The 23,140-nt window shown below is 62.8% G+C and carries 18 protein-coding genes; 11 read left to right on the forward strand and 7 right to left on the reverse strand.

Annotated features, from left to right (window positions below; all coding sequences use genetic code 11):
- Nucleotides 1-724 precede the first annotated feature (724 nt).
- The 10 genes from PLJ71_05930 to PLJ71_05975 all read left to right on the forward strand — a co-directional run bounded on the left by PLJ71_05930 (nt 725) and on the right by PLJ71_05975 (nt 14,445).
- Nucleotides 725-1,216: a nitroreductase family protein gene (locus PLJ71_05930; GenBank protein ID HQM48207.1), complete on the forward strand. Its 492-nt coding sequence runs from the start codon at nt 725-727 to the stop codon at nt 1,214-1,216.
- A 29-nt stretch (nt 1,217-1,245) separates the two neighbouring features.
- Nucleotides 1,246-4,224, forward strand: coding sequence for a malectin domain-containing carbohydrate-binding protein (locus PLJ71_05935; protein ID HQM48208.1), 2,979 nt, complete (start codon nt 1,246-1,248; stop codon nt 4,222-4,224).
- Between the two features lie 185 nt (nt 4,225-4,409).
- Nucleotides 4,410-5,204, forward strand: a complete 795-nt coding sequence (locus PLJ71_05940) for a TPM domain-containing protein (GenBank protein ID HQM48209.1) — start codon at nt 4,410-4,412, stop codon at nt 5,202-5,204.
- Nucleotides 5,205-5,214: 10 nt separating this feature from the next.
- Complete coding sequence (locus PLJ71_05945) at nt 5,215-5,895, forward strand: hypothetical protein (GenBank protein ID HQM48210.1); 681 nt, start codon at nt 5,215-5,217, stop codon at nt 5,893-5,895.
- A 66-nt stretch (nt 5,896-5,961) separates the two neighbouring features.
- On the forward strand, nt 5,962-8,409 hold the full coding sequence (locus PLJ71_05950; protein ID HQM48211.1) for a glycosyltransferase: 2,448 nt from the start codon (nt 5,962-5,964) through the stop codon (nt 8,407-8,409).
- A gap of 42 nt (nt 8,410-8,451) precedes the next feature.
- Nucleotides 8,452-8,784, forward strand: a complete 333-nt coding sequence (locus tag PLJ71_05955) for a cupin domain-containing protein (protein HQM48212.1) — start codon at nt 8,452-8,454, stop codon at nt 8,782-8,784.
- A 1,172-nt stretch (nt 8,785-9,956) separates the two neighbouring features.
- Complete coding sequence (locus PLJ71_05960; GenBank protein HQM48213.1) at nt 9,957-11,246, forward strand: PKD domain-containing protein; 1,290 nt, start codon at nt 9,957-9,959, stop codon at nt 11,244-11,246.
- Nucleotides 11,247-11,440: 194 nt separating this feature from the next.
- On the forward strand, nt 11,441-13,273 hold the full coding sequence (locus PLJ71_05965; protein HQM48214.1) for an NAD-binding protein: 1,833 nt from the start codon (nt 11,441-11,443) through the stop codon (nt 13,271-13,273).
- Nucleotides 13,274-13,295: 22 nt separating this feature from the next.
- A complete protein-coding gene (locus tag PLJ71_05970; GenBank protein ID HQM48215.1) occupies nt 13,296-13,835 on the forward strand; it encodes a RyR domain-containing protein in 540 nt (179 codons plus the stop codon).
- Nucleotides 13,825-14,445 (forward strand): hypothetical protein, encoded by a 621-nt coding sequence (locus tag PLJ71_05975; GenBank protein HQM48216.1) that lies wholly within the window; start codon nt 13,825-13,827, stop codon nt 14,443-14,445. Before PLJ71_05970 ends, PLJ71_05975 begins: the two co-directional genes overlap by 11 nt.
- Before the next feature lie 126 nt (nt 14,446-14,571).
- Here the strand turns inward: PLJ71_05975 and PLJ71_05980 are convergent, their stop codons facing one another.
- The 7 genes from PLJ71_05980 to PLJ71_06010 all read right to left on the reverse strand — a co-directional run bounded on the left by PLJ71_05980 (nt 14,572) and on the right by PLJ71_06010 (nt 22,551).
- The gene (locus tag PLJ71_05980) at nt 14,572-15,513 is read right to left on the reverse strand and encodes a hypothetical protein (GenBank protein ID HQM48217.1); all 942 of its coding nucleotides are present in this window, start codon (nt 15,511-15,513) and stop codon (nt 14,572-14,574) included.
- A 79-nt stretch (nt 15,514-15,592) separates the two neighbouring features.
- Complete coding sequence (locus PLJ71_05985; protein ID HQM48218.1) at nt 15,593-16,717, reverse strand: hypothetical protein; 1,125 nt, start codon at nt 16,715-16,717, stop codon at nt 15,593-15,595.
- Nucleotides 16,718-16,743: 26 nt separating this feature from the next.
- Entirely contained in the window at nt 16,744-18,144 is a 1,401-nt protein-coding gene (locus PLJ71_05990; protein ID HQM48219.1) for an MBOAT family protein, read from the reverse strand.
- A gap of 3 nt (nt 18,145-18,147) precedes the next feature.
- A complete protein-coding gene (locus PLJ71_05995; GenBank protein HQM48220.1) occupies nt 18,148-18,627 on the reverse strand; it encodes a hypothetical protein in 480 nt (159 codons plus the stop codon).
- Nucleotides 18,624-19,652 (reverse strand): hypothetical protein, encoded by a 1,029-nt coding sequence (locus PLJ71_06000; protein ID HQM48221.1) that lies wholly within the window; start codon nt 19,650-19,652, stop codon nt 18,624-18,626. The genes PLJ71_05995 and PLJ71_06000 overlap by 4 nt, the downstream gene beginning before the upstream one ends.
- A 436-nt stretch (nt 19,653-20,088) precedes the next feature.
- Nucleotides 20,089-21,732, reverse strand: coding sequence for a TIGR03663 family protein (locus PLJ71_06005; GenBank protein ID HQM48222.1), 1,644 nt, complete (start codon nt 21,730-21,732; stop codon nt 20,089-20,091).
- A gap of 147 nt (nt 21,733-21,879) precedes the next feature.
- Nucleotides 21,880-22,551, reverse strand: a complete 672-nt coding sequence (locus PLJ71_06010) for a hypothetical protein (protein ID HQM48223.1) — start codon at nt 22,549-22,551, stop codon at nt 21,880-21,882.
- 273 nt (nt 22,552-22,824) lie between these two features.
- Here PLJ71_06010 and PLJ71_06015 point away from each other — a divergent pair.
- Nucleotides 22,825-23,140, forward strand: a 316-nt coding sequence (locus tag PLJ71_06015; protein ID HQM48224.1) for a hypothetical protein, incomplete at its 3' end; no start/stop codon positions are given.

Genomic DNA, 23,140 nt, shown 5'->3' on the forward strand with positions numbered 1-23,140 from the left:
GCGCCCCTGGGAGCGCCGAGCGCCAGCTCGGCATTCTTCTGCCATCTGCCGCGCCGGCGCTCCGGAAGTCCCATGTTTCGCGCCGTCGGCGGACCGGGGGACGCATCCCGGGCACCTTTGGCGGTGTTATCTAACCACGGCAAAGAGATGGCGCCCCTGGGAGCGCCGAGCGCCAGCTCGGCATTCTTCTGCCATCTGCCGCGCCGGCGCTCCGGAAGTCCCATGTTTCGCGCCGTCGGCGGACCGGGGGACGCATCCCGGGCACCTTTGGCGGTGTTATCTAACCACGGCAAAGAGATGGCGCCCCTGGGAGCGCCGAGCGCCAGCTCGGCATTCTTCTGCCATCTGCCGCGCCGGCGCTCCGGAAGTCCCATGTTTCGCGCCGTCGGCGGTCCGAAGAAACCATGTTTCGCGCGGTTGGCGGTGAAGCGGGGGGAGCCGTAATCCGGGAGTTTGTTGCGCGCCGTTGGCGCTGTAACGCAATACGGGGAAGCGGCCCTGACTTGACGGGTGTGCCGAAATGCAGCCCGTGACCGCGAATGCCGAAATGGTTACGCTGCGCGGGTTCACGTTGTCCGGATATGGGATGGGCGTTGGCTTGATCTTCCCGGTGTCTGGTGTTTAGGCTGGTTTCCGGTGCTTAGTGACCGGAGGGGCTTGAGTATGCGAATCTCGCCCCGTCCACAACCATGAACCACAGACGGCACGAGGAGATACACGGATCATGGACGCCATTGAAGCTCTTAAGAGCCGCCGAAGCGTACGGTCCTTCAAGCCGGACCCGGTGCGAAGGGAAGTCATCGAAAACATCGTGGACTGTGCCCGCCTCGCGGCTACCGCGCGGAACGAGCAGCCCTGGGAGTTCGTTGTGGTGACAAACGCCGGGATGCGCAAACACATCGCGGATACCACTGATTTCGGGAAGTTCATCGCGACGGCCCCCGTGTGCATCGCCGTAATCTGCGAAGGCAGCAAGTATTATCTCGAGGATGGTTCCGCTGCCACCCAGAACATCCTTGTCGCGGCGCGTGCTCACGGTCTCGGCGCCTGTTGGGTGGCTGGCGACAAGAAACCGTATGCAGACACCATCCGGGCCATGTTGGGGGCCCCTGAGGGCTACAAGCTGGTCAGCCTGGTTGCTCTGGGCCATCCCGGCGAATACCCCAGCCCCGCCAAACGGGAACTAAACGAAGTATTGCATTGGGAAACATTCTGATGCCGCGTCGCTGACGCCAAGGGGGGGACATGCGGAAGGCCGTGCTGCTGGCAGCGCTGTGTGTTGCGTTCGGGTGGGAAGCGGCGACGGCCCCCAATCAGATTGCCGTGCCCGCGGACGCGTCGCCCCTGGTGAAATTCGCCGCCGCCGAGGCGCGGCGCTACATCTATGTGCGCACGGGCCAGCTCCTGCCCATCGCTGAAGGCGAAAACATAAAGAGCGACACCATTGTGGTGGGCTCGAAGACGTATCTCCCGGCTGCCCAGCCCCGGCAGGACGCCGGCGACGCTCCGTGGGACAAGGCGCGCGCCGAACAGGGGTACGTCATCAAGACCGTCCCTCACGGCGCGCACAGACTCGTGGTCATCGCGGGTTCGAGCGACGTGGCGACCTTGTACGCGGCATACCGTTTCGCGGAACTCCTCGGCGTGCGCTTCTATCTGCACGGCGACGTCGTTCCCGACGAACGGATGCCCTGGCAACTCCCGGATTTCGATGTGGAGGAGAGCCCCCTGTTCGCGACGCGCGGCATCCAGCCCTTCCACGATTTTCCCGAGGGACCCGACTGGTGGAATCTCGACGACTATAAGGCCATCATCGGCCAGCTTCCCAAGCTCCGCATGAATTTCATCGGGTTGCACACCTACCCGGAAGACCGCCCCAACGCCGAACCCACGGTCTGGATCGGCCGCCCCGAGGATGTCCGAGAACACGGCCGAGTCGCGCACGGCTACCCTGCCATCTACTACAACACGGCGCTGCCGGTCGGCTGGGGCCTTTCTCCAAAGGCGACCAGCGCCTACCCCGCCGGAGCAGCGGCCTTATATGATCGCGACGATTTCGGGCCGGACATCATGCGCGGCCTTTCCCCGCGCCCGGACACGCCCGAGGAATGCCTCGAAGTCTTCAACCGCGCCGGGGCCATGTTCCGTGATGCCTTCACGTTTGCCCGGTTCCTGGGGGTCAAGACGTGTATCGGCACCGAAACGCCCCTGACCGTCCCGCGCGCGGTCCGCGAGCAGTTTCCCTCGGGACCGAACACCTTCGAGGTCATCGGGGGCAAGACGGCCAGTTACCAGGACCCCATCGAGGGAACGGAGCTGGACGCCCTGTACCAGAGCGTCCGTTACGACCTTGAAGGATACGCGATCGCATTGCCGCAAGGCTCCTATGCCGTCACCCTGCACTTCTGTGAAGTGGCCTACGGAACCGTGGGTGCGCGGGTGTTCGGCGTCACGCTCGAGGGACTTACGGCCATTGATAGTCTCGACATCTACGCCCGCGCCGGCAAGGATGCCGCCCTCGACGTCCCGTTCGAGAACGTGCGCGTGGCTGACGGCGTTCTTAACATCGATTTCATCCAACAGGTCGAGTATCCCGCCATTGCCGGCATCAGCGTGGCGGGCCAGGGCGCGGAGGTCTACATTGATTGCGGCGGTCCCGGCGTGGGCCCGTTCGCCGGGGATGACGGCAACGCCCCTCTTGAACCTGCCGCGGTCCAGGAATTGTACGCGGGCATCTTCAAACGCATCATGGCCGCCCACCCGCTGGATTACTACTGGTTCTGGACCCCGGAGGGGTGGACCTGGGAAGGAGCGCAATCGGACCAGGTGAAGAACACTATCGCCGATATCCAACTCGCCATCGCCGCGGCCAAAGAAGTGAACGCGCCGTTCCAACTCGCCACCTGCGGATGGGTATTGGGACCCCAGGATGATCGCGCTCTGTTTGGCCGCGTCTTGCCGCCCGGCATGCCGGTGAGCTGCATCAGCCGGTCCGTGGGCCACGCGCCGCTCGAGCCCGGTTTCGCGGAAGTCCAGAACCGCGAGAAATGGGCTATTCCCTGGCTCGAAGACGACCCCGCCATGGTGAGCCCGCAGTTGTGGGTCGGCCGCATGCGGCGCGACGCCTGCGATGCTCTCCGTTACGGGTGCACGGGCCTCCTTGGCATTCACTGGCGCACGCGCATCCTCGGCCCCAACGTCTCCGCGCTCGCCAAGGCCGCGTGGGACCAGGAACCGTGGGCAATGGACCTCGAGGGGGTCCGCCGGGCCAAGGGCGGCGAGGCCGGCGCCGATGCGGGGCTCCCGCGCGACTTCCCCGCGGCCGATTTCTATGAAGATTGGGCCGCTGCGTCGTTTGGCCCGCAATCCGCGGCGGCAGTCGCGGCCGTGTTCGCGCGCATCGACGGGAAACTGCCGCGGCCCTCGGACTGGGTGGGCGGCCCCGGCGGGTTCAACCCCGACAGCCGTCCCTGGGAGACTGTCGCGCAGGAATACGCGTTTCTCGACGAACTGGAGGCCCTGCGCGGGAACGTCGCCGGCGCGGGAAATCTCGGACGTTTTGACTACTGGCTGAACACCTTCCGCTACATGCGCGAATCGGACCGCATGCGCGGCCTGTGGCATCGCAGCACCCAAGCCATCGACAAGACGGAGAAGGCCGCCAGCAAGGAAGAGCAGGCGCGCATCGCCCGCGACGAGGCCCTGCCCGCGTACCGCGGCCTCGCAGCCTGTATCCGCGACATGTACACGTACCTGCTTGCTTCGGTATCGACCTCGGGCGGCATGGGGAACTTCACCAACCTCGAGCAACACAGCATGCCCCAGATTCTGTATGGTCCTGGCGAGAAGCTTGCCGGCCTTCTGGGCGAACCGTTGCCGGCCGATGCCCTGCTTGATCAGCAGTACCGGGGCCCGGACCGCGTCTTCGTGCGCACCGTCCGCACGTGCATTTTCGCCAGCGAACCGCTCACCGTCAGCGCGACCGTGCTGGCCGCTCAAGCGCCCCAGGCGGTGGCTCTGCTGAGCCGGCCGCTGGGAGAGGGGCCGTTCGAGGAACAGCCGATGCAGCATGTGGCCCGCGGCATCTACGCCGCCACAGTCCCGCCCGGTGCCCGCGAACAGGACTTCGAGTACTGCGTCAGAGCCACCTTGAACGACGGGAAGACGTTGGTCTGGCCGCCAACCGCCCCCGGCCTCTGTCAAACCGTCGTGGTGGCCCCCTGAAACGTCGCGCACCACGGATTCCGGGTGTCCGCCGAATAAAACCCGGTTATGACTCGTATTTCTGCATGAGACGGGCTACGGGCCCGCGTAGTGGGCGCATGGGCGCACATCGTTTCTCCCGGATTGGACACCTGTGGCCGTAATCTTGTCTAATGGAAAGGGTAACTGTCGAAGGGAGGTATTCTATGCCTACCGTAAGAAACCGCCGGGCCGGACTGCTGGCGCTGTGCGCGGCCTTGGCGATTCCTGGGGCAGCGGCTTGGGGTCAATTCATTCAACTCGAGCCGCCCGGACAGCGCGACTTCATCCTGGACAAGGCGGACCTCATCACGCCGGAACACGAACAGCAAATCCGCGCCATCTGCGACAAACTGCTTACGGAACGCGCTATCCCCATCGTCGTGGTGACTATCGAATCGATGGCTCAGTACGGCGCGCCCAACATCCGGATCGAGACCTTCGCGACCGTCCTTTTCAATCAATGGGGCATCGGGTACAAGGAAGTGCAGGGAACCGAGTGGAATACGGGCATTCTGTTCCTCGTATCGTCGGGCGATCGCACCGCACGTATCGAGTTGGGCGCGACCTGGGGGCACGAGCACGACCAGGTCGCTCAGCGCATCATGGACGACTACATCATCCCCTCGTTTAAACGCGGCCAGTTCTCGGAGGGCATAGTGCTTGGGGTCGAGAGTCTGGACAAGATGGCCCGCGGCCTCACCCTTCCGCGAAAGCCCGTGCCGTGGTGGCATTTCGCGCTGCTTCTCGGCGGCATCGGGCTGGCCATATTCACCATCGTGTCGCTGATTCGCCGCGGCGCGAGCGGGTGGGCATGGATTTTCTGGGGCGTTGTTTTCGGCATCCTGGGCTATATCCTGTATAGCATGCTTACCAGCAGCAGCCGGAGCGGCGGCGGATTCAGCGGCGGCTCGTTCGGCGGCGGGTTCTCGGGCGGTGGCGGCGCCACCGGTTCGTGGTAGGAGGTGCCCCATGCAGTTGGCTTCAACATTCTTCACGAAAGATGAGGTGGCGCAGATAGAAGCCGCCGTGGCCAAGGCGGAATCGAAGACCTCCGCCGAGATCGTGCCGGTCGTGGCCACCGCCTCTGGCCGGTATGATCGGCCCGAAGATATCGTGGGTTTATGGTGCGGCGCCGTTGCGGCCGCCGTGGCATGGTTGTTGTTCCGCGGGGCGCCGGAACCGGAATCGGGCTGGGGGTTCCAATGGGGTACGCTGGAACTGCCGGCCATCCTCGTTGCGCTGGTGCTGGGTTTCGTCACCGGCGCCGCCGCGGCCAGTTCTTTCGGCAGTCTGCGGCGCCTGTTCACGCCGCGAAATCAACTGCGCGACGAGGTTGCCTTGCGCGCCCGCCAAGTGTTCTTCGACAACCGCATCCATCGCACGGAAGGCGCTACGGGACTGCTCGTGTACCTCTCGGTTTTCGAGCGGATGGCTGCCGTGCTCGGGGACGAGTCCGTCCTCCAGAAACTTGGCCAAAGCGCCCTCAACGAGTTGTGCGCAAGACTGACCGAGGGCATGCGGAACGGGACAAGAGCCGAAAGCCTCTGCAACGTCATCCACGACGCCGGCGAAGCCCTGGGCAGGGTGCTTCCCCGCGCGCAGGACGACGTCAACGAGCTTGAAAACACGTTAATCGTGTTGGATGAGTAACCCGAACGGGTGGTACAAGGCGCCGGCGCATTTCCGCCGGCGCGCGCGAGGGATTGCGTGTCGCACGTGGAACTGATCTCGGGGCAACAGCGCCTGCCATCGGTGCGGGGCCTTGTCCTGCTGCAAAACGCGCGGGGCCGGGCGTTCACTGCGGTAGACGTCATGCGCTGGCTGCGGCTCAGCCGCCTTGGATTTCAGACGCACAAGATCGACGTCTTCCTTCGGGGCGAAGCGCCAACCGGACTCGAACCGCTGCTCGAACGCGGCGAGCAACTCGATGCGCGCATCTCGCTGCGGACGGCGTGCGCTCAGCCGCCGCCCGATCTGGGGGCACTCAAACAACACGGTCTGTTGGACGTATTCCTGAGCCCTCCCGACGTTGCCGCGCCGGCTGCAGCCCAATGGCTGGACGCGGCAAAAGAGTCCGGGCTGGCAGTGCGCCTCCAGGTGCAGGCCCCGTTTTCGTTCGACGCCGATGCCGCGGCGCACCTTGCCGAACGGTGGCATGAAACGAACGTCGTGGCCGTGAACATCGCCTTGGTTGACCCCTTCCTTGCTCAGCCGCCCTGCCGCGACGGAGCGCACAGCGAAACCACCGTCGTGACCGCCAACCGGCTCGCGCATGCAGTAGCCGCCCAGGGAATTGAAACAAACCTCCTTTTCTGGCCCGAAAGTCTGGTCGAGCCAGAGAACCGGGTCCACCTCGTTACCGCGCGGCAGTTCTCGAACGACCACCAGCAGTACGAGGCCGAGGCATACGCTCTCGCCGCGTGTCTGAACCACCGTGGTCCGACCGTCGCGCGGCTCGTGCTCCTGATGCTCCTGAACCAGTACACGTCGTACCGGAATCCCATTGACAGTGCGCTGTTCCCATGGCTCATCAACCGCCCTTGGCTCCATGCGCGCGCCTGGGCCTTGCACAAGGTCACGAGGTACTGGCGAAGACGCAACCGCAGCCGCGCCGAATCAACCGGCGAAGGGGGGCTGGTCCAAGGTTTTGCCAAGCAAGACCGCGCGGTTTGCCCCGAGAGTCTTCCTGATCGTTCAGCCAGGCAAGACCGGGGTGGTTCGGAGAGTTTTTCGCGTCTGATGCGCATCGGTAAGGATGCTGGGCTCGGGACAGACACGTCTCGCTCCTTGCGCCGCTCGTTGGCGTCGGTCCCTCAACAGAACCGTGCGGAGTGTGCCGAGGGCTTTTCCAGAACTCTCACGGGACTCTCCTTCGAACCATCGGACGAACCCTCGCGTTATCCTTCCCGCGAACAGCCAAAATATCTCGACGAAGTCGACAGGGACCGCCTCCATTTCAGTGAAACCCTGGCCACTCTCGCCGAGGAAGCGCGCCAGGTGGTCAACAACCGTCCGCCCACGCGCGAATTGGACTCTTTCGAATACGCCGTCGAGGGCCAGGCCATGATGCAGATGCCCGGCGGCAACCGCTGGTTCTCGTTCACCAACACGGAGAAACTCAGCACGCCCCTCGCACGCCTCGAACCCCCGTTTACCATCGCGGTCACCATCGGAGGCGGCTCGGCGGACTACATCGGGTTCGGGTTTGGCCGGCAGCGCAAAGTTCTGTGTCCGATGGAGGCGTATGTACACAAGCTCGTCCTCCATGTGTCCGAAGACGGACGCTACGTTTTGTTGCGCGACGACGTGCCGATGCGGCCGGAGGTCCTTGAGCGCGGCATGTACACGCCTGCACGGCTGGGAGGGGTCCTGGAACCCCAGATAAGCATCTGGAACATAGACGGGTCGGTGGTCACGCAAGCAGTGCAGCTCTGGGAAGGCGCGCCCGAACGCCCTGCGTCCCGGGACATTCGGTTCTCGGTCGTGATGGTGTGCACGCGCTACGCGCGGCGCATGCAGGCCGCGCTCAAGGCCGTCGCGGCACAGCGTGGCGTTCCGCTCGACAGCATCGAGGTCATCGTTGCTTACGTCCCCGGCGTGGACGCAACCGATGACATCCTCGACTCGATGGGGCTGGTGCACTCGGCGCTCCGCATCGTCCGGTCGCCGTTCCCGCCGCAGAACGTGCGCTCGAAAGGCCTCCTCATCAATGAGTCCGTTCGAATGGCCTCCGGTGAATGGACCATTCTCCTCGATGCCGACATCATCGTGCCGCCGGACCTGTTCGCCCGGCTGGCCGAGGCGCCCGGCGACGTGGCGTTCGCCGCGCCCGAAGGACGCAAGCTGTTGAGCCGCGAGACTACCGCGCGTATCCTGCTGGGCGAACTGGACCCCCACGCGGAATGGGACGCCCTGTTCAAGGGCCCGGGCGAGTACCGCCTCCGCGAAACCTTCGGCGTCCCCATCGGGTATTGCCAATGTGTGCGGACCAAATGCCTCGAAACGGTGAAGTACGAGGAGCATGAGCATTTCGAGGGGGCCGATTACCGGTTCGCGGTGGATATGGAAGCGCGGTTCGGCAAGGCACAACGCCTCGACGGCGTATCCGTGCTTCACCTCGACCACGCCGGCAGCCAGTGGTATGGTACCGGGAAACAATTCTGACAGCGGCCCCGCCAGCCGCCTCCACAGGGGGGAAACGCGCATATGTTTTACACGCATTCCGACAAAGGTTACCGAGAGGTTCTTCCTCTGATCCGCATAAAGACCATCTCCTATGGTGACCGCACGCTCACGGTCGAGTTTCGCATGGCTGCCGGCGCCAAACTCCCCAATCACGCCCACCTTCACGAACAGGCCGGGTTTCTCGCGGCGGGGCGCATCCGCCTCTACATCGGCGGCGCCACCTTCGATGTCCGCCCCGGCGATGCCTGGACCATTCCCGGCAACGTCGAGCACGGCGCGGACATTGTCGAGGAATCCGTCGCTGTCGAGGTCTTCTCGCCGGTGCGCGAAGACTATCTGCCCCAGAACGCGTAACGCGCAAGAGCCATTGGAAAAAGTGGCGCAGAAAAGGACCTGATCGGCCAAAGGGACCCAAAAGAGGCCGAGAGGAAATGGCACGTCTGGGTTCGCCACGCAGCGGTTTGGCGGGCAGCTTCTGCCGCCCCTTGCGGGGCTGAAGGGATGGGTTGGCCGGGGTCCCAGGGCTGCGCCACGCGTTCCGCGTGGCTGGCCCTGGGCTACGTCCTTCCGCCCCTCCGGGGCTGGAAAGGGGGACGATCGATGTCCCAGGGTGCGAGTCGCAAGGGCAAGAGAGTTGAAGGCTCGATACGTAAACAAGCCGTTGTCGCAAGGGGCTGCCGCCTCCTCGTGTGAGACCGGCGCCCCCGCTCCTGCTTGTGTGGGACCGGCGCCCCCGCCGGTCGGGAGTTCGCGGACGATGTGGACCCGGCAGATATCCCGGCCCGCTCTTGAGACATTTCCGCCTGGGACACAACAGTCCGATACAGCGCCAACGGCGCGTAACATACCAGCCTTGGCTGAAGGCCAAGGAAACCGGCCCCCCAAAAATCCTCACCGGGCTGAAGGCCCGGAACATTACGTCGTGCGGCCGTTCAATCCCCAATATGTTTCGGGCCTTCAGCCCTCTTGCCTGTTTTGAATCCCATCACCTGGCCCTTCAGGCCAGGCTGGTATAGTACGCGCCTTCGGCGCTCCGGAGAACCCATGCCGTGCGCCGTTGGCGGGGTTATCTAACCACGGCAAGGAGATGGCGCCCCTGGGAGCGCCGAGCGCCAGCTCGGCATTCTTCTGCCGTCTACCCCGTCGGCGCTCCGGAGAACCCATGCCGCAGGCGTTGGCGCTCCGGAGAACCCATGCCTCCACCGGTCGTTGGAGTGCAGGCTTCCCGCCTATCTGCGTGAGACCGGCGCCCTCGCTCCTCCTCGTGTGGGACCGGCGCCCCCGCCGGTCACGATAGCGCCATAGGGCCGGCCCCATGAGATGAATCAGACGCATCGGTCCAATTCGAGCGGGGGGAACTCTGGCCGGGCGCTGCCGGGCTGGATGTGCTCACCCGGCGGCGTGCTCTCCTGTCCCGATCGTTGGTTTTGGCCGCGCCGCGCTGTGTTATGCTGATGGTAAGGTTGCGGCGGTTGGGATATGGGAGTGTTTGAACGCTGGGGTGGCTCCAGCATGAGGAGCAAATCATGTGTTCATACAAGTCGGCTCTTTCAGCGCTCGGTCGCGCGGCGGTTGTTGTCTGGATAGCGGGGTTTTTGCTGGTCTACGGCGCGGACGCGGCAACGGTGGATTTCTACGGCGCGCCGGATACCGGCGCGGCCCCGCTCGAGGTGCATTTCCACTATTTCGGCGACGATGCGGTCATAAATACCATCACCGCATGGCAATGGGATTTTGGGGATGACACAACCAGTACCGATGACTACACCACCCACGAGTATGCGAGTCCCGGCACGTATACGGTGTCGCTGACAGTTACGTTTGCGGATGGAAAGACGCAGACCCAGACCAAGAAGGAGTGCATCAAGGTCACGTCGGAGCCTGCCTCTCAAAGCGCCATTGAAGAACCGGCGGAACCCGCAGCGCAACCCGTCGAGGAATCACCCGCCGAAACGCCCGCAGAAACGCCCCCCGAAACGCCCGCCATGGAGGAAGACAAGGACAAGAATACGAGTGATGACGCCGTGTTCATCCATCACTCCTGTGGCGAAAACTGGCTGAACAGCGGGCTCCACGAAGCCCTGCTGGCCAAGGACTACATTGATGAACGCAACGATATCACCTACGGCGTCGACGTGGACCCCGATCCCGGGAGACCGGACTCGTTGGGGCCCGTTACCGGCGAGCTGACCGATATGCATCACTGGATTCTGTGGTTCAATGACTATCTGGAATCCGTGCGGACGCACGGCTGCAGGGATGGCGTCAACCGCATCGTCATCTTTAAGAGTTGTTTCCCGAACAGTCACGTGGAAGCAGGCGATCCCGGGCCGGGCGATCCGTTCAGCGACTGGAAGACGCTGGCCAATTACAAGGCGGTGTACCGGCACCCCGGCGGAGCGGGGAAGACCTACGAACACGAGGGTCACGAATACCGGGCGCTGGGAGACCTCTTCGCGCAGCACCCCGACACGCTGTTTGTCGCGGTGACCGCGCCCCCCGAGTGTTGGCAGGAGACCGACGCCCAGATTGCGGCAAACGCCCGCGCGTTCAACAACTGGCTCAAAAAGGAATGGCTGCCCGGCTACCTGAGCGCCACGGGGCTCCACAACGTCGCGGTGTTCGATTGGTTCGAGCTGCTGGCGGCCCCGGCGGACGCGGCTTCGCACCCCAACCAATTGCGCGAGGAATTCGGCGGAGCCGCAGGCGACTCGCACCCCAACGACGCCGCCAATACCAAGTCGACCCGCGTGTTCGCGTCCGGGCCGGACAATTTCCTCGACCGGGCATGGGCGGATTTCCAGGCCGGACGATAGTACCCCGCGCAACAAGGCGGCCGCGGGAGACACAAGCCAGAGGGGGTTTCCTGTTGCATGGCGTGGCGGCATTGGATGGCGTGACAATTGCCTCATGGCTTCCATATCGCCGCGCTGAAGTGCTATGTTCTTTGCGGCAGTTGTCGCCGTATCGGGCAAGGGGCGTGTGCTAACCGCGAAGGTATCTGGGCGCAATGACGATAGCTACCAATGGACGGCCGCACGGGGAAGAGCCCGTGTCTTCGTTTCACCGTTGGTGGCAATGGCTTGCCATGGGGGCCATGGGCGCGGCGGCCATCGTGCTGGGCTATTGGGGGTTCGGGAAACACTTCGCGGACCGGGGCGAAACACGGTCGTTCCTCGACCTGACCTATCTTGTCCTGCAGCTTTTCACGATCGAATCCGGGGCGGTGCCGGCTCCCCCGTGGCAACTCGAGGCGGCCCGCTTTCTCGCTCCAATCGTGCCGGCATGGGCTTTGGTGAAGGCGTTAGCGGCTATCTTCGGCGAGCAGCTGTTGGCTCTGCGCTTGCGCTTTCTGCGCGGCCATGTGGTGATTTGCGGGCTGGGACGCAAGGGGCTTCAATTGGCCAAGGATTTCCGGGCACAAGGCCTTCGCGTGGTCGCTCTGGAGTTGGACCCGTCCAACAGCCGGATTGGCGCATGCAAGGTAGCGGGCGTTTTCGTTCTGATAGGTGATGCGGCGGACCGCGGCACGTTGCGTAAAGCGCGTCCTTGCCGGGCAAAGTACGTGATAGGCGTTGCCGGCGACGACCTGACGAACATCGCGATCGCATCGTTGACCTGTGAGCTTGCGCGAAACAAAGCTTCTCCGTTCGTTTCGCCAGTCCAATGCATTATTCATGTGGTCAGCCTGAAGTTGTGCGCCCTGTTGACGACGCAGGACTTTTTCAGAGAGAAGGACACGCCGGTCGACGTGACCGTGTTCAATATCTATGAGAACACGGCGCGCCTGATGTCTCTGGAGTATCCTCTGGACCGTGGGCTCATTCGCGCGGGAGATCCTCGCGAAGTGCACCTCGTGGTCGTCGGCTTTGGCCTTATGGGACAGAGCCTCACCCTGCAAACAGCCAAGGAGGCCCACTTCGCCAACGGCAAGAAGCCCCGGGTGACCGTGATCGACCGGCGGGCCGATCCCAAGAGGAGAATATTCTACGGTCGATACCCTCAATTCGATAAAGCGTGCCGGCTCTCTTTTGTCAGCGAAGATGCGGAAAGCCTGGACGTCCTGGAGAGGATCAAGGCGTGGGCTTCCGACAAGAACGCGCTCACGGCGGTTGTCATCAGCCTCGATGACGACTCCCGCGCTACACTGCTGGCGTTGAGCATTCTGCACCATCTCGCTGACGTCAGAGTTCCCATTTTCATCCGGACTGCCGAGGAGTTAGGGTTGGCGAATGTTCTCAACCAGGAGATTTACCATCCCGAGTCCCTGGAGAACCTGCACTCCTTTGGCGTCATCAGGCGTTGTTGCACTGCGCAGGTTCTGCTCCACGAGGACCTCGATCGGCTGGCCCGCGCAACCCATGAACGCTACCGCGCGTACGTGGCGGCGAATGCCGCGCCGGGCAAAACCAGCACCAAGGAACCGGTCCCCACGTGGGATGACCTCGACCCGCAATTACAGGATTCCAACCGCCAGCAAGCCGACCATATCCCGGTCAAGCTTCGCGCGGTCGGCTGCATCAGCGCACCGCGGGAACACGCGGGGACGCCTGTCGAGGAATTCGAGGAGCAGGAAGTCGAAATTCTGGCGCACATGGAGCATTCCCGATGGAACGCGGAGCGTTTTCTTGCTGGTTGGACGCTCGGACCCAAGTCGGTGAGCAAGAAGACCAGCCCCTATCTCGTCCCATGGGAAGAGCTTCCTGAGAACATCAAAGAGTACGACCGCTGCACGGTGCGAGAAATTCCCCAGCTTCTCGAGCTGATCGGCGAGAAGGTTGTTCGAATCCAGACATTGAGCCCGGCGGACAGCGCGGCAACCAACGAGGACGCCGGGAGGTAACAGGCCCGGTGCGAGGAGGATTATGAGCCCCGTGCAGCAGATCGAGCTCGAGGAAGACTTGCTGGAACGGCTTGCGGCGGCAGCCCATGATGCTTACTGCGAAGGCAAGCTGCGCGACGGGTGGAAATGTGGGCCCGTGCGCGACGATGAGCGCGAGATTCATCCCCTCCTGGTGCCTTACCATGAATTGGCCGAAACCTACAAACAGGCAAACCGGGTGACCGTCCGGAACATCCCCAGGAAACTGGCAGCGGCCGGTTACGTGATGCTGCCTTCGCGCAGCAATGAGACGCCGTTGACCTTCCCCGGGGAAGATTTGGAGGAACTGGCGGAACTGGAGCACCAATTATGGATGGAGGAAAGGCTCGCGAACGGCTACACTCTGGGAGAACCAACGAAGGAAGACCCGATGCGGAACCCCTACCTCGTGCCATGGGAACAGGTGCCCGACGAGATCCGCCAGATAGACCGTGACCTCATACGCGGCATTCCAGGCATCCTGGCCCGGGCCGGATATGCCATCGTAAAGGTCGAACGCCCCAGCCCCGGCAATGCAAGATAACCTCCGGCACAAAACCACCGGCCGCCAGGATGGTGTCCACGACGCCCTCCGTGTGGGGATCACGGGCCACCGCATTCTTGCCGACTTCGACAAGCTGCACGCCGGCCTCGAGAAAGCTCTGGACACGATTCAGCAGGCGTTCCCCGACAGACGCATCGTAGTGCTGTCATCGCTCGCCGAAGGAGCAGACCGGCTGGCCGCCCAACACGCGTTGCTGAGGTCCGGCGCCGGCCTGATCGTGCCCCTTCCACTTTCGGTTAAAGAGTACTTGAGAGATTTCGACTCCGAGTGTTCCAAAGTGGAGTTCCTCGGCCTGCTCAAACGGGCGGATTCCGTCGTCGAGTTGCCGCCCGCAAAAACGCGCAACGGAGCGTACGCTGCCGCCGGCCATTATGTCGCCGACAACTGCGACGTGTTGCTGGCGCTCTGGGACGGCCGCGAATCCCAGGGACATGGCGGGACCGCGGAGGTGGTTGCGCGTGTGCGCACACACAACAGGCCCGTCGTGATCGTCCGCGCAGGCAACCGCAAACCCGGGACGCACGAACCGACAACTCTCGGACCCGACCAGGGACGAGTGATAGCGGAGAGGATGGGCCCGGCTCGGTAGCCTTTCAACTGAGCCACGGGTTCACGCATTCCTCGAGAAGGGTGAGGCCCGGTCCATTCCATTTCCACAGGTGACCGCCTCCCCGTCCGGCGGGCAGCACGATGAGAGAACTGGTTTGACCATCTTTCAAGGCTCCTGGGGCCCTGACGCTTCAGCGGCCGGGGTCTCTCGGACCGCGCGGAACGCGTGGGAGCCCATTCCGAGACGTTTCGGGCGTTTTCCGACGTATCCGTTGGCAGCCACGAACCGTGCGAACTCGGCATCCACTTCGTCGGCAGTCCAGAAGTAGATGATCCGGGAGGTTGGAATCCACAGGGGCGACTCTTTGTCCGGGCGAATGCGGTATGTGGCGCGCTGTGCGGCGGGATCCCATGTACCGCCGGCGTTGACTCCGGCCCGCGTGAGCGACGCGACCACCTCGGCGGTGGTGGGCAAACGCCAGAAATCGTGCTTTTCGTCATCGAGCCTTGAGCCGTCGCCGGAGAGGTATTGGCAGCGGCGCTGCGCTTCAAACCAGTCGCACCCGGTCTGGGGCCAGCCGGGCCCTTCCGGGGCCCAGAGGAGGCGGACGCCGTTGGCGTCCACTATGCGCGCGGACAGGATGCCGTCGTCGACGCGGTGGGCAATGCGCCACGCCGGTTCGATCGAGCCGGCGGCAACGATGATGAGGGGCGGGATCAACAGGACCGCATACGCCCATTTGCTCGGAGTGGGCCGGCCGAAGTAGTACATGGCACCCACCCCGGCAACGAGAAAACCGCTCAGCGTAAAGATGTCAAGAAGGAAGACGGGCGTGACAGGCCACCGTTGGCACATCCACCATAGGACAACGGCTATGCCGAGAAAGGCGTGGGCCAAACCAAACGCTCTCGGGAACCGGATGGCCCCGGATCCCAGGGCCAGCGTCACCAGCATCGGACCGAGAAACTTGGCCGACATGACGAGATTGCCCGCCAGGGTCTTCGCGCACCACCCCTCATGGAAGTTCTCGATGATGCCCCAGTACGCCCACACACAAGCGACAACCAGGCTTATGCCAACCGCGGCCCAACCGAGTAGCCGTGTCATAGGCAAAGCTCCCTGTGCGAGCCGGAAATCGGGCACACGCAGCCGCGCCGGGGACGGCGCCTGGCACATGTTCACGATTTCAAGATGCCGGCGGTAACGGCACTATTTGCCACCCTTCGGTTCCGAAGCGGATGTCGCGCTCGACGAATTCCCAGATCACGACCCGTTTGTTGACCAGCAGCTCCGGTTTGCGCGCCAGCTCCTGCCGCACAAGCGTGGAAGCGCCCCCGTCGTTGATGACGGACGCGACGGGCATCCCCAGATGCCGCGCCAAGTGTGCGGAAAACCCCGCCGCGCGCGGTTCGTCAAGCTGGTATATCCGGAGGAAACTGTCGCCCAACACGAGGACCGGCGAGGCCGGGTCGTCTTCGTACAGTTCCCCGGAATCGTCACGGACCACCTGGCGGCAATCCACGCGCTCCGGCTCGAAGAGGCGCTCGACCGGCGGCGCCTGCATCATCAGGAGCAGGTCGCCCAGCCGTTCGACGGGCGCGGGCCGCTCGGAGTACGACACGCCGCCCGGAGCGAGCCATCCCTGCTCGCGCACGTAGCGGGCCACTGTCTCGGCGGCGAATTCCATGCCGGCCGGCGACCAGTGCGAGTCTTGTGCCAGGTAGAGGCCGGAGCGGCCGCTCTCGCCAAACAGCTCAAACAAGTCCACCACGTCGACGCCAGATTCACGGAGCCGTGCAATCAGTGCCCGGGTGCGCGGGTTCACGGGTTCGGCCAGGTTTTTCGCGCGACGGGTCAGTTGTTCGGGGTATATGCTGGCCTTTCCGGGGGCAGGCGCCACAAGCAGCGCGATTCCCCGCGAATCGAGCTCCTTCTTGAACGCCAGGATGGCCGCAAGCGGATCGGCATCCTTGCCGGGTACGGGCAGCGGTTCGATCAAGTAACGTACGCCCGGCCGGAAGAAGAACCAGCCATCCCGGCCGTATAGCGCGTCCCTGCCGGCATGGCCGAGAACGGTGAACTGCAGAAACTGCATCCAGGGGCGCGACAGCTGCACTGCCCAGGAGGCGCGGTCCATCTCTTTCTCGAACAGGCGAAGATTGTCTTTTGTCGGCAGATGCAGAACCAGTTCAAGCGCCTGGGGCCGCTCTCCCCGAACCATCTCGAAGGCGGCCTGGCTCAGGGGCACGCCAAAAATGATCAGCAGAAACGCTGCCGTGAGCGCGATGCTGAGTGCCCGGCCGTAAGACATGTACGCGCTCCTTTCCTTCTCCAATCTCAGAATTGGAAGTATAAGAACGGGTTAAACGCTTGCACAAACATGGTCGTCAATGAAAGCATGAAGATTACGAGGACAAGCAGCATCCGCGGCCACGACATGCGCTTCACCCAATCGAATGCCTGTACCCGCTGAAACGCCACCAACGCGCAGATGGCCATGATGATCAGGTTTCCCCGCGTGTACAGTTCGCCGGCAAGAAGAATCGAGCCTCCGTGCGCGGCCGACGCTCCAAACATGGCCTTGAAATACGTCGCCGCCCCGCTCAGGGTCGGGCACCGGAAAAGGACCCACGAGAACAGCACCAGGACAAATGTGATGCCGACCCGGAGCTGTTTGGGCAGCTTGGCGTACACGCTCTCTTTCCCGCGCCACCGCTCGAATGCCAGCAAGAGCCCATGGTACGCGCCCCAGATCACGAACACCCAGCTCGCGCCGTGCCACAATCCCCCCAACAACATCACTATTGTAAGGTTGACATAGGTGCGCAAGGGGCCTTTCCGGTTTCCGCCAAGAGGAATATAGAGGTAGTCGCGCAGAAACGTGGAAAGAGAAATGTGCCAGCGCCGCCAAAAGTCGGTGATGCTGTCGGCGTGATACGGCGAGTCGAAGTTGCGGAGGAACTCGAAGCCGAACATGCGCCCGAGCCCGATGGCCATGTCGGAGTACCCGGAGAAATCGAAGTAGATCTGGAACGCATAAGCGCAAACGCCAAACCAGGCATCCAGACAGCCCGGCGATTCCGCGCCAAAGACTGCGTCCGCCACCGCGCCAATGGTATTGGCAAGCAGGATCTTCTTGGCGAATCCCAGGATGAAGAGGGCGGTGCCGCACGCAAACTTGTCCAGGCTGTGCTCGCGCTCAACCAACTGGTCCGCAATGGTGTTATACCGGACGATCGGCCCGGCGATCAGTTGCGGGAAAAGCGCTACGAAACACGCGAAATCCGACAACGACCGCACAGGAGGAGATTCTCCGCGATACACGTCTATCGAGTAGCTCAGGCTCTGAAAGATGAAGAACGAGATGCCGATGGGCAGAACGATTTCCCAGACCGGGAGGGGCGTGCCGCCGAAGAAGACCAGCAACGCGTTCAAGTTGTTCTGCGCAAACATGAAGTATTTGAAGAAGCCCAGCATACCGAGGCTCAGCACGACAGCGGCCACAAGCGCGGCGCGCCGACTTCTCGAGCCCTTCTCGGATTTCGCGATGATCCCCCCGCAGACGTAGTTGACCAGCGTTGCCAGAAACATGAGCACGACGAAACGCGGGTCCCACCACCCGTAAAAAATATAGCTCACGCAGAGCAGAAGCACGTTGCGCTTCCACGGAAAGGCATAGTAAAGAAACACCACCGCTGGCAGGAAGTAGAAGACGAAAATGTAGGAACTGAATACCATGAATCAGGGGCGGTCCGCCCGGTTTGTCCACACGGCCCAATAGATTGGCGAGACACCCTGCTCGTGGTACTCGTTGATGATGCCTCCCATGAAACACTCGTCGATCGGAAACTCGAGGGCCATACGGTGAATATCGCCCACGCGAAACGACCTTACATTGCCTCCCACTTCGGGCACCCGCGCGTCAGCCGCCGCGTCGCGCGGCTTCAACGGGTTGTAATGACCGACGTAGATGAACTCGCCGATGTCGCCGCCCCGGTGTACCCTGAGCACCTTGTATTTCATGACGTGGGCATAGTCGTACATGGGCCGGTCGATCAGTTCGCCGGGTATTTCGACGAGTTCCGCCGTCACCTCGACCGTGCCCATGCTGGTGACGTGTTCGTCTTCGCCTGTTCCATCCCCCGCCCCGCAAGAAACACACGCCAGCACAAAGCCGCACACGGCCGCGCACCGTGCAATGCGCCATGCCCCATTGCTCATTGCTTGACTCCTATCTCCGCGCAGGTCCAGTGGGGTTCCCAACCCTGGGCCAGGAAAAGGACCGGCCCGTCCTTCGTGGCGGGGTGAAGCTGGCGGAGTTCCGCGCTCTCGCCTGCTATCGTCGGCGCGTCCGCTAACCGCATAATGTAAATCTGCCCCCCGGCATTTTCGGCGCCGGACCCGTCCTTCGGCGACGTCGAGAACAGCACATAGGCGCCATCCGGCGATACCGCGCCTCCGTAGATATGGAATCCTTCCTCTCCGTAAAGCAGCTGATCGTTGCCGCCCGCGCCGTCCACTGCCCACAACTGGGTATATCCGTACCCTTCGTTGACCTTCTGGCCGGCCGGGCGGGACGAGAGGATAATCCTCTGGGAGTCCGGAAACCAGTCGGGCGTGCAATTCTGGAATTTGCGCACCGCGTTCATCTCGCCGGTCTCGGCGTTCATCCGGACCACTGTCCACGATTCGCCGCCAATATTCGCCACGCCGCAAAACCATTTTCCATCGGGCGACCAGAACAACTGCTGATAAATGCCTTGGCGTTTTATGGGGCCGCGCACCGCCTCCCGGCTCTCGCAATCGAGCACATAGATGCCCTTCTTGTCGAGACAGGCAACCTGTTTTCCGTCAGGCGACCACGATGCCCAGGTCGCCGCGCCCTCCTTGCCGACCTGGGGATTTGACCCATCCGCGTTCGCAATGACCAGGCAGCCCTGAAAACCCCAACGGTCGTGGTCGATGGTGGTTCCCTTTTCGAGACGGCGGTAGAGCAGCCTGGAGCCGTCCGGGGAGAAGCGCGGCGCCGCCTCTTCGAAATCCGGCGTATTGGTGATGTTGCGCCTGCCCGTCCCGTCGGGCCGCGACAGAAACAGGTCCCAGGTGCCGTTGTCGCTTCGCGCGCCGTACACGATCCAGCCCTTTGCGGCAACTTCAGTCTTGAGCGCGTCAACGCGCGCATCGGACGGTGCGGCACCCGCATACGCGGCGGATGCCATTACCAGGATGGCAGTGAATCGCATCATGTTCTTTCCGCTCCCGATTCTGCCGCGGCATCCGCTTTCTCGCGCGCGCCGCGTGCTTTGCCGACAGGTTCTGTGTCCCCAAAAGGGCATCTCGAAAAACCATGCACACGGGCCCCAAGAAGCGCCTCAGCGTGTCTTCGCTATCGAAGGTACATGGATTCAGGATGGATCTTCGGGCCTTTCCAGCGACGTTTTCGGCCCGCATTGGACCAGAATCGGCCGCCGCAATTCAACTGTTCGGGAACCGGCCTCAGTAATGCCCGGCTTACGCTGAGGAAACTGCTCCGCCACGGGAATGGGCTGCCCGCCGCGGACGGCGATGCGGCGACGGCGGCGCACAAGACAAACCGTTTGGCCCGTCTGGCTTTTCCGGCCAGGTTTGCACGTTGAGTGCAGCTGCGCAGCGGCGAGGCGTTCTTTTGCCTTGACTCCGCCGCTACATGCGGGGCGCCATGAACGCATCCCACAGATCGCGCCGGATAAACGCAACCAGCCTTATGCCGGGGCGCAGACCGTAGTTTTCAGACTGGTACTCGTCCTTTAACCGGGCGTATACCTCGGGAGCGAGCTTCGCGGTGGTGATTATCATGGGCGCATCGCAGTTCTCGGGCACTTCCTGCCAGTATCCCACATTGGGGAATCTTCGCAGGTACCACGGCAGCGGCCAGTAATTGAGCCCCGGCGTGATGACGCGAATCAGCATGCCGTGTCCCTCGGGGGCATATTGCGCGATGGCGTCGGCGCGTTCGCCCAGGTCCCGCACGCCGCTCACGGCATGCGCGTACACATAAGGATTTCGGGGGTCGTCGTAGTAATCGAAATTGGCCAGGTAGGACTGCCACCCCAGCTGGATCGCAAGCGCCGCCAGCACGAGCCCGGCGAACACCTTGGGCGCGTACCGTAACGTCCCCGCCTTCTTGGGCCAGCACGGCATGATACGCAGCAGCACGACCGCGCCCGCGCCCGCCAGCAGAATCATCCCGTGCAGGCTGCACAGGATCGACCACGGCGTCTTGTATTTGATACTCGAGTACACGATCGTCGTCGTAATCGTATAGACGGTCACGAACCTCAGGAAATGGACGTTCCCGGGTTTGTTGTCGCGGTCGTGGCGCATCAGCGCGCTGACCGCGCCGACGAGGGCCAGCCCCACGATCAACCCCTCGCTCCATACCGGCCCCGCGGCCCGGTGGGTGTAGAGAAGCAGGTGCAGGTAATACGTCGCGGGATGGTGATGAATACCCGCTTCGACGGCCCGCTGCACGTAGACCGTGTACGACATGACCGAGTCGATGATGCCCTGCAGGTTGGTGAAGAAGGACGAGAACATCAGCATCGACACCAGGGCGCCCGCCGCGACGAATGCCACGATCTGCCGTGCCAGGCGCGGCCGCAAATCCTCGGACTCGCCCCTTCGGAAAACGCGGTTGAGAGGGTGCTCTTCGTCGTGGAGCCGCGCCCAGAGGGGGGTCAGCATGAACGCCACAGCGACCCCGAAGTACGAGATTACGCAGGTCTCCTTGCTCGAGTGCATCATTCCGAGAGACGCTCCGCAGAGAGCGGCCCATACCACGTTTCTGCGGCGCGTATACCGCCATCCCGTCACGAGCGTGGCGAATGTGAAGAAGACCAGCAGCGATTCCTGGATGTAGTACCGGCTGTAATAGACCATCGCGGGCGAGAGGGCCGTCAACAGTCCCGCGATGAGGGTGGCGCGCCGCCCCAGCCCGTCGCGTGCCCACCACAGGCACAACACCGTTCCCAATCCAAACAGTACCGGCACGATGCGGTAATGCACCTCGGTTGAATCGGCGAAATGCTTGATGCCGCTCAGCCACAGGGCGGGTACGGTCAGGTAATACAACGTAGGCCCGTGATACTCCTCGGGATTGTATTCGTACTCGCCGTCTTCGTAGAGTTCCTGGCCCGCCTTGAACGCCTGAACCGCTTCGTCGCCATGAAACGTGCGTTCGCCCAGGCGCGGCACGCGGTAGGCAACGGCGATTGCCGCCACTGCCACGAACCCCGCAATGAACCACCACGCGAGTTTCTTCTGATCAGTTTGTGCAGCGAGTTCCATCTTCCTGCCATCGCGGACCCGCGCATTCGCAGTATGTTGCGGCTCAGCCGGTCCGCATCCCCCAAAAAGGAGTCCCACCGTCATGCGCGCAGGCAAGACGGTGGGACGAGTATGCGGTATTGCTTCGGCTAAATGGAAGTCCGGCCGTTATTCGGCGGGGATGCCGAACACTTCCACTTCGACGTAGTTGTTGCGCTCGTTCGAGGTGTTGCCCTTGCTGTAGAGGCGCACATACCGTGCCTCCGTGCCTTTGGCGTCCACGAGGCGGCCTTCGTTGCTCTCGACATATTCCTTGTCCTTGCCAGCGCCGAGGCCCGCCGAATTGTCGTGATCGTTGTTGTAGAGGGTTACCACGTCCTGCGTGAAATCAGGGTCATTGGCCACTCTCACCACGAAATCGTGGTACACGCGCTCGGAGGTGTGGAAATGCCACACGAGAATCGCGTAGAGCTTGTGTTTCTTCTCCAGATCAATCTGCACCCACTGGAGCCCTTTGTCGAGTTCCACGAGGCTCTTTTCCTGGAAACCCTTGTCGCCGTCGGTGATCATGGGGAGCTTGCCCATCGAGGGGGTTTTATCGCTGCTGGTGACCGGCTTGCCCTTGGACACGAGTTCGGCGCCCACCGGGGCCATGAAAGGTTCGCGCGCCTTGTAGGTGAACTCCAGAATCTCCGACCAGTAATCCAGCGGGGTGCCCATGAACGACTTTTCGGGCAATTCTATCTTGAGGGGCGCCTGCTCCTCGCCAGCAAACGCCGGAGCGGACGTCATGGCGAACAGCATCGCCGCGACGAAAAGGGTGACCATTGCGTATTTCATTCGTAACCTCCTTGAATTCAAGGCTTTCAGCCCACAGTTTACCCGCAAAAGGGACGCATGAACGGCCCCTAATATTCACACAAAATTCCGCGAAGCCCTCGCATCGCACACGGGGAAAGTATCCTTTTTCCAGGGATGAAAAGTCAAATTTCTTCCCTGTTTCTCCGGGCTCTTCATGCATGCCCGTCTGCCGGGTCTTGATGATTCGCGCCCGGGCGCCTACTATGCCTGCCGCGAGGTGTGGAAGGGTTTTCGGTATCCGGAGGTATGGCCATGCGCGTATTCGTTTGTCTTGTGAGCTCGACGTTGTGCATCGCGGCCGCTCTTGCTGCGGAGAATACCCCCATCCAGGTAGATGGCGTCTTCCCCAACATGACGGTCTTCGCGCCCGGCGCGGGGAGCCGCAGCGAGACGGGCATCGGCGCGCTTATCCCTTGGGCCGATCGTCTCTGGGCCATCGGCTACGTCGCCCATATCAGCGGGCAAGGGATTGGCCTTTACGAGATACAGGACGACATGACCATGCGCCTGCACCCGGCAGCGGTCACGGGCACGTTTGCCAACCGTCTCATCCATTGGGAAACGCTCC

This window comes from Candidatus Hydrogenedentota bacterium (genome assembly GCA_035416745.1).
Taxonomy (GTDB): Bacteria; Hydrogenedentota; Hydrogenedentia; order Hydrogenedentales; family SLHB01; genus UBA2224.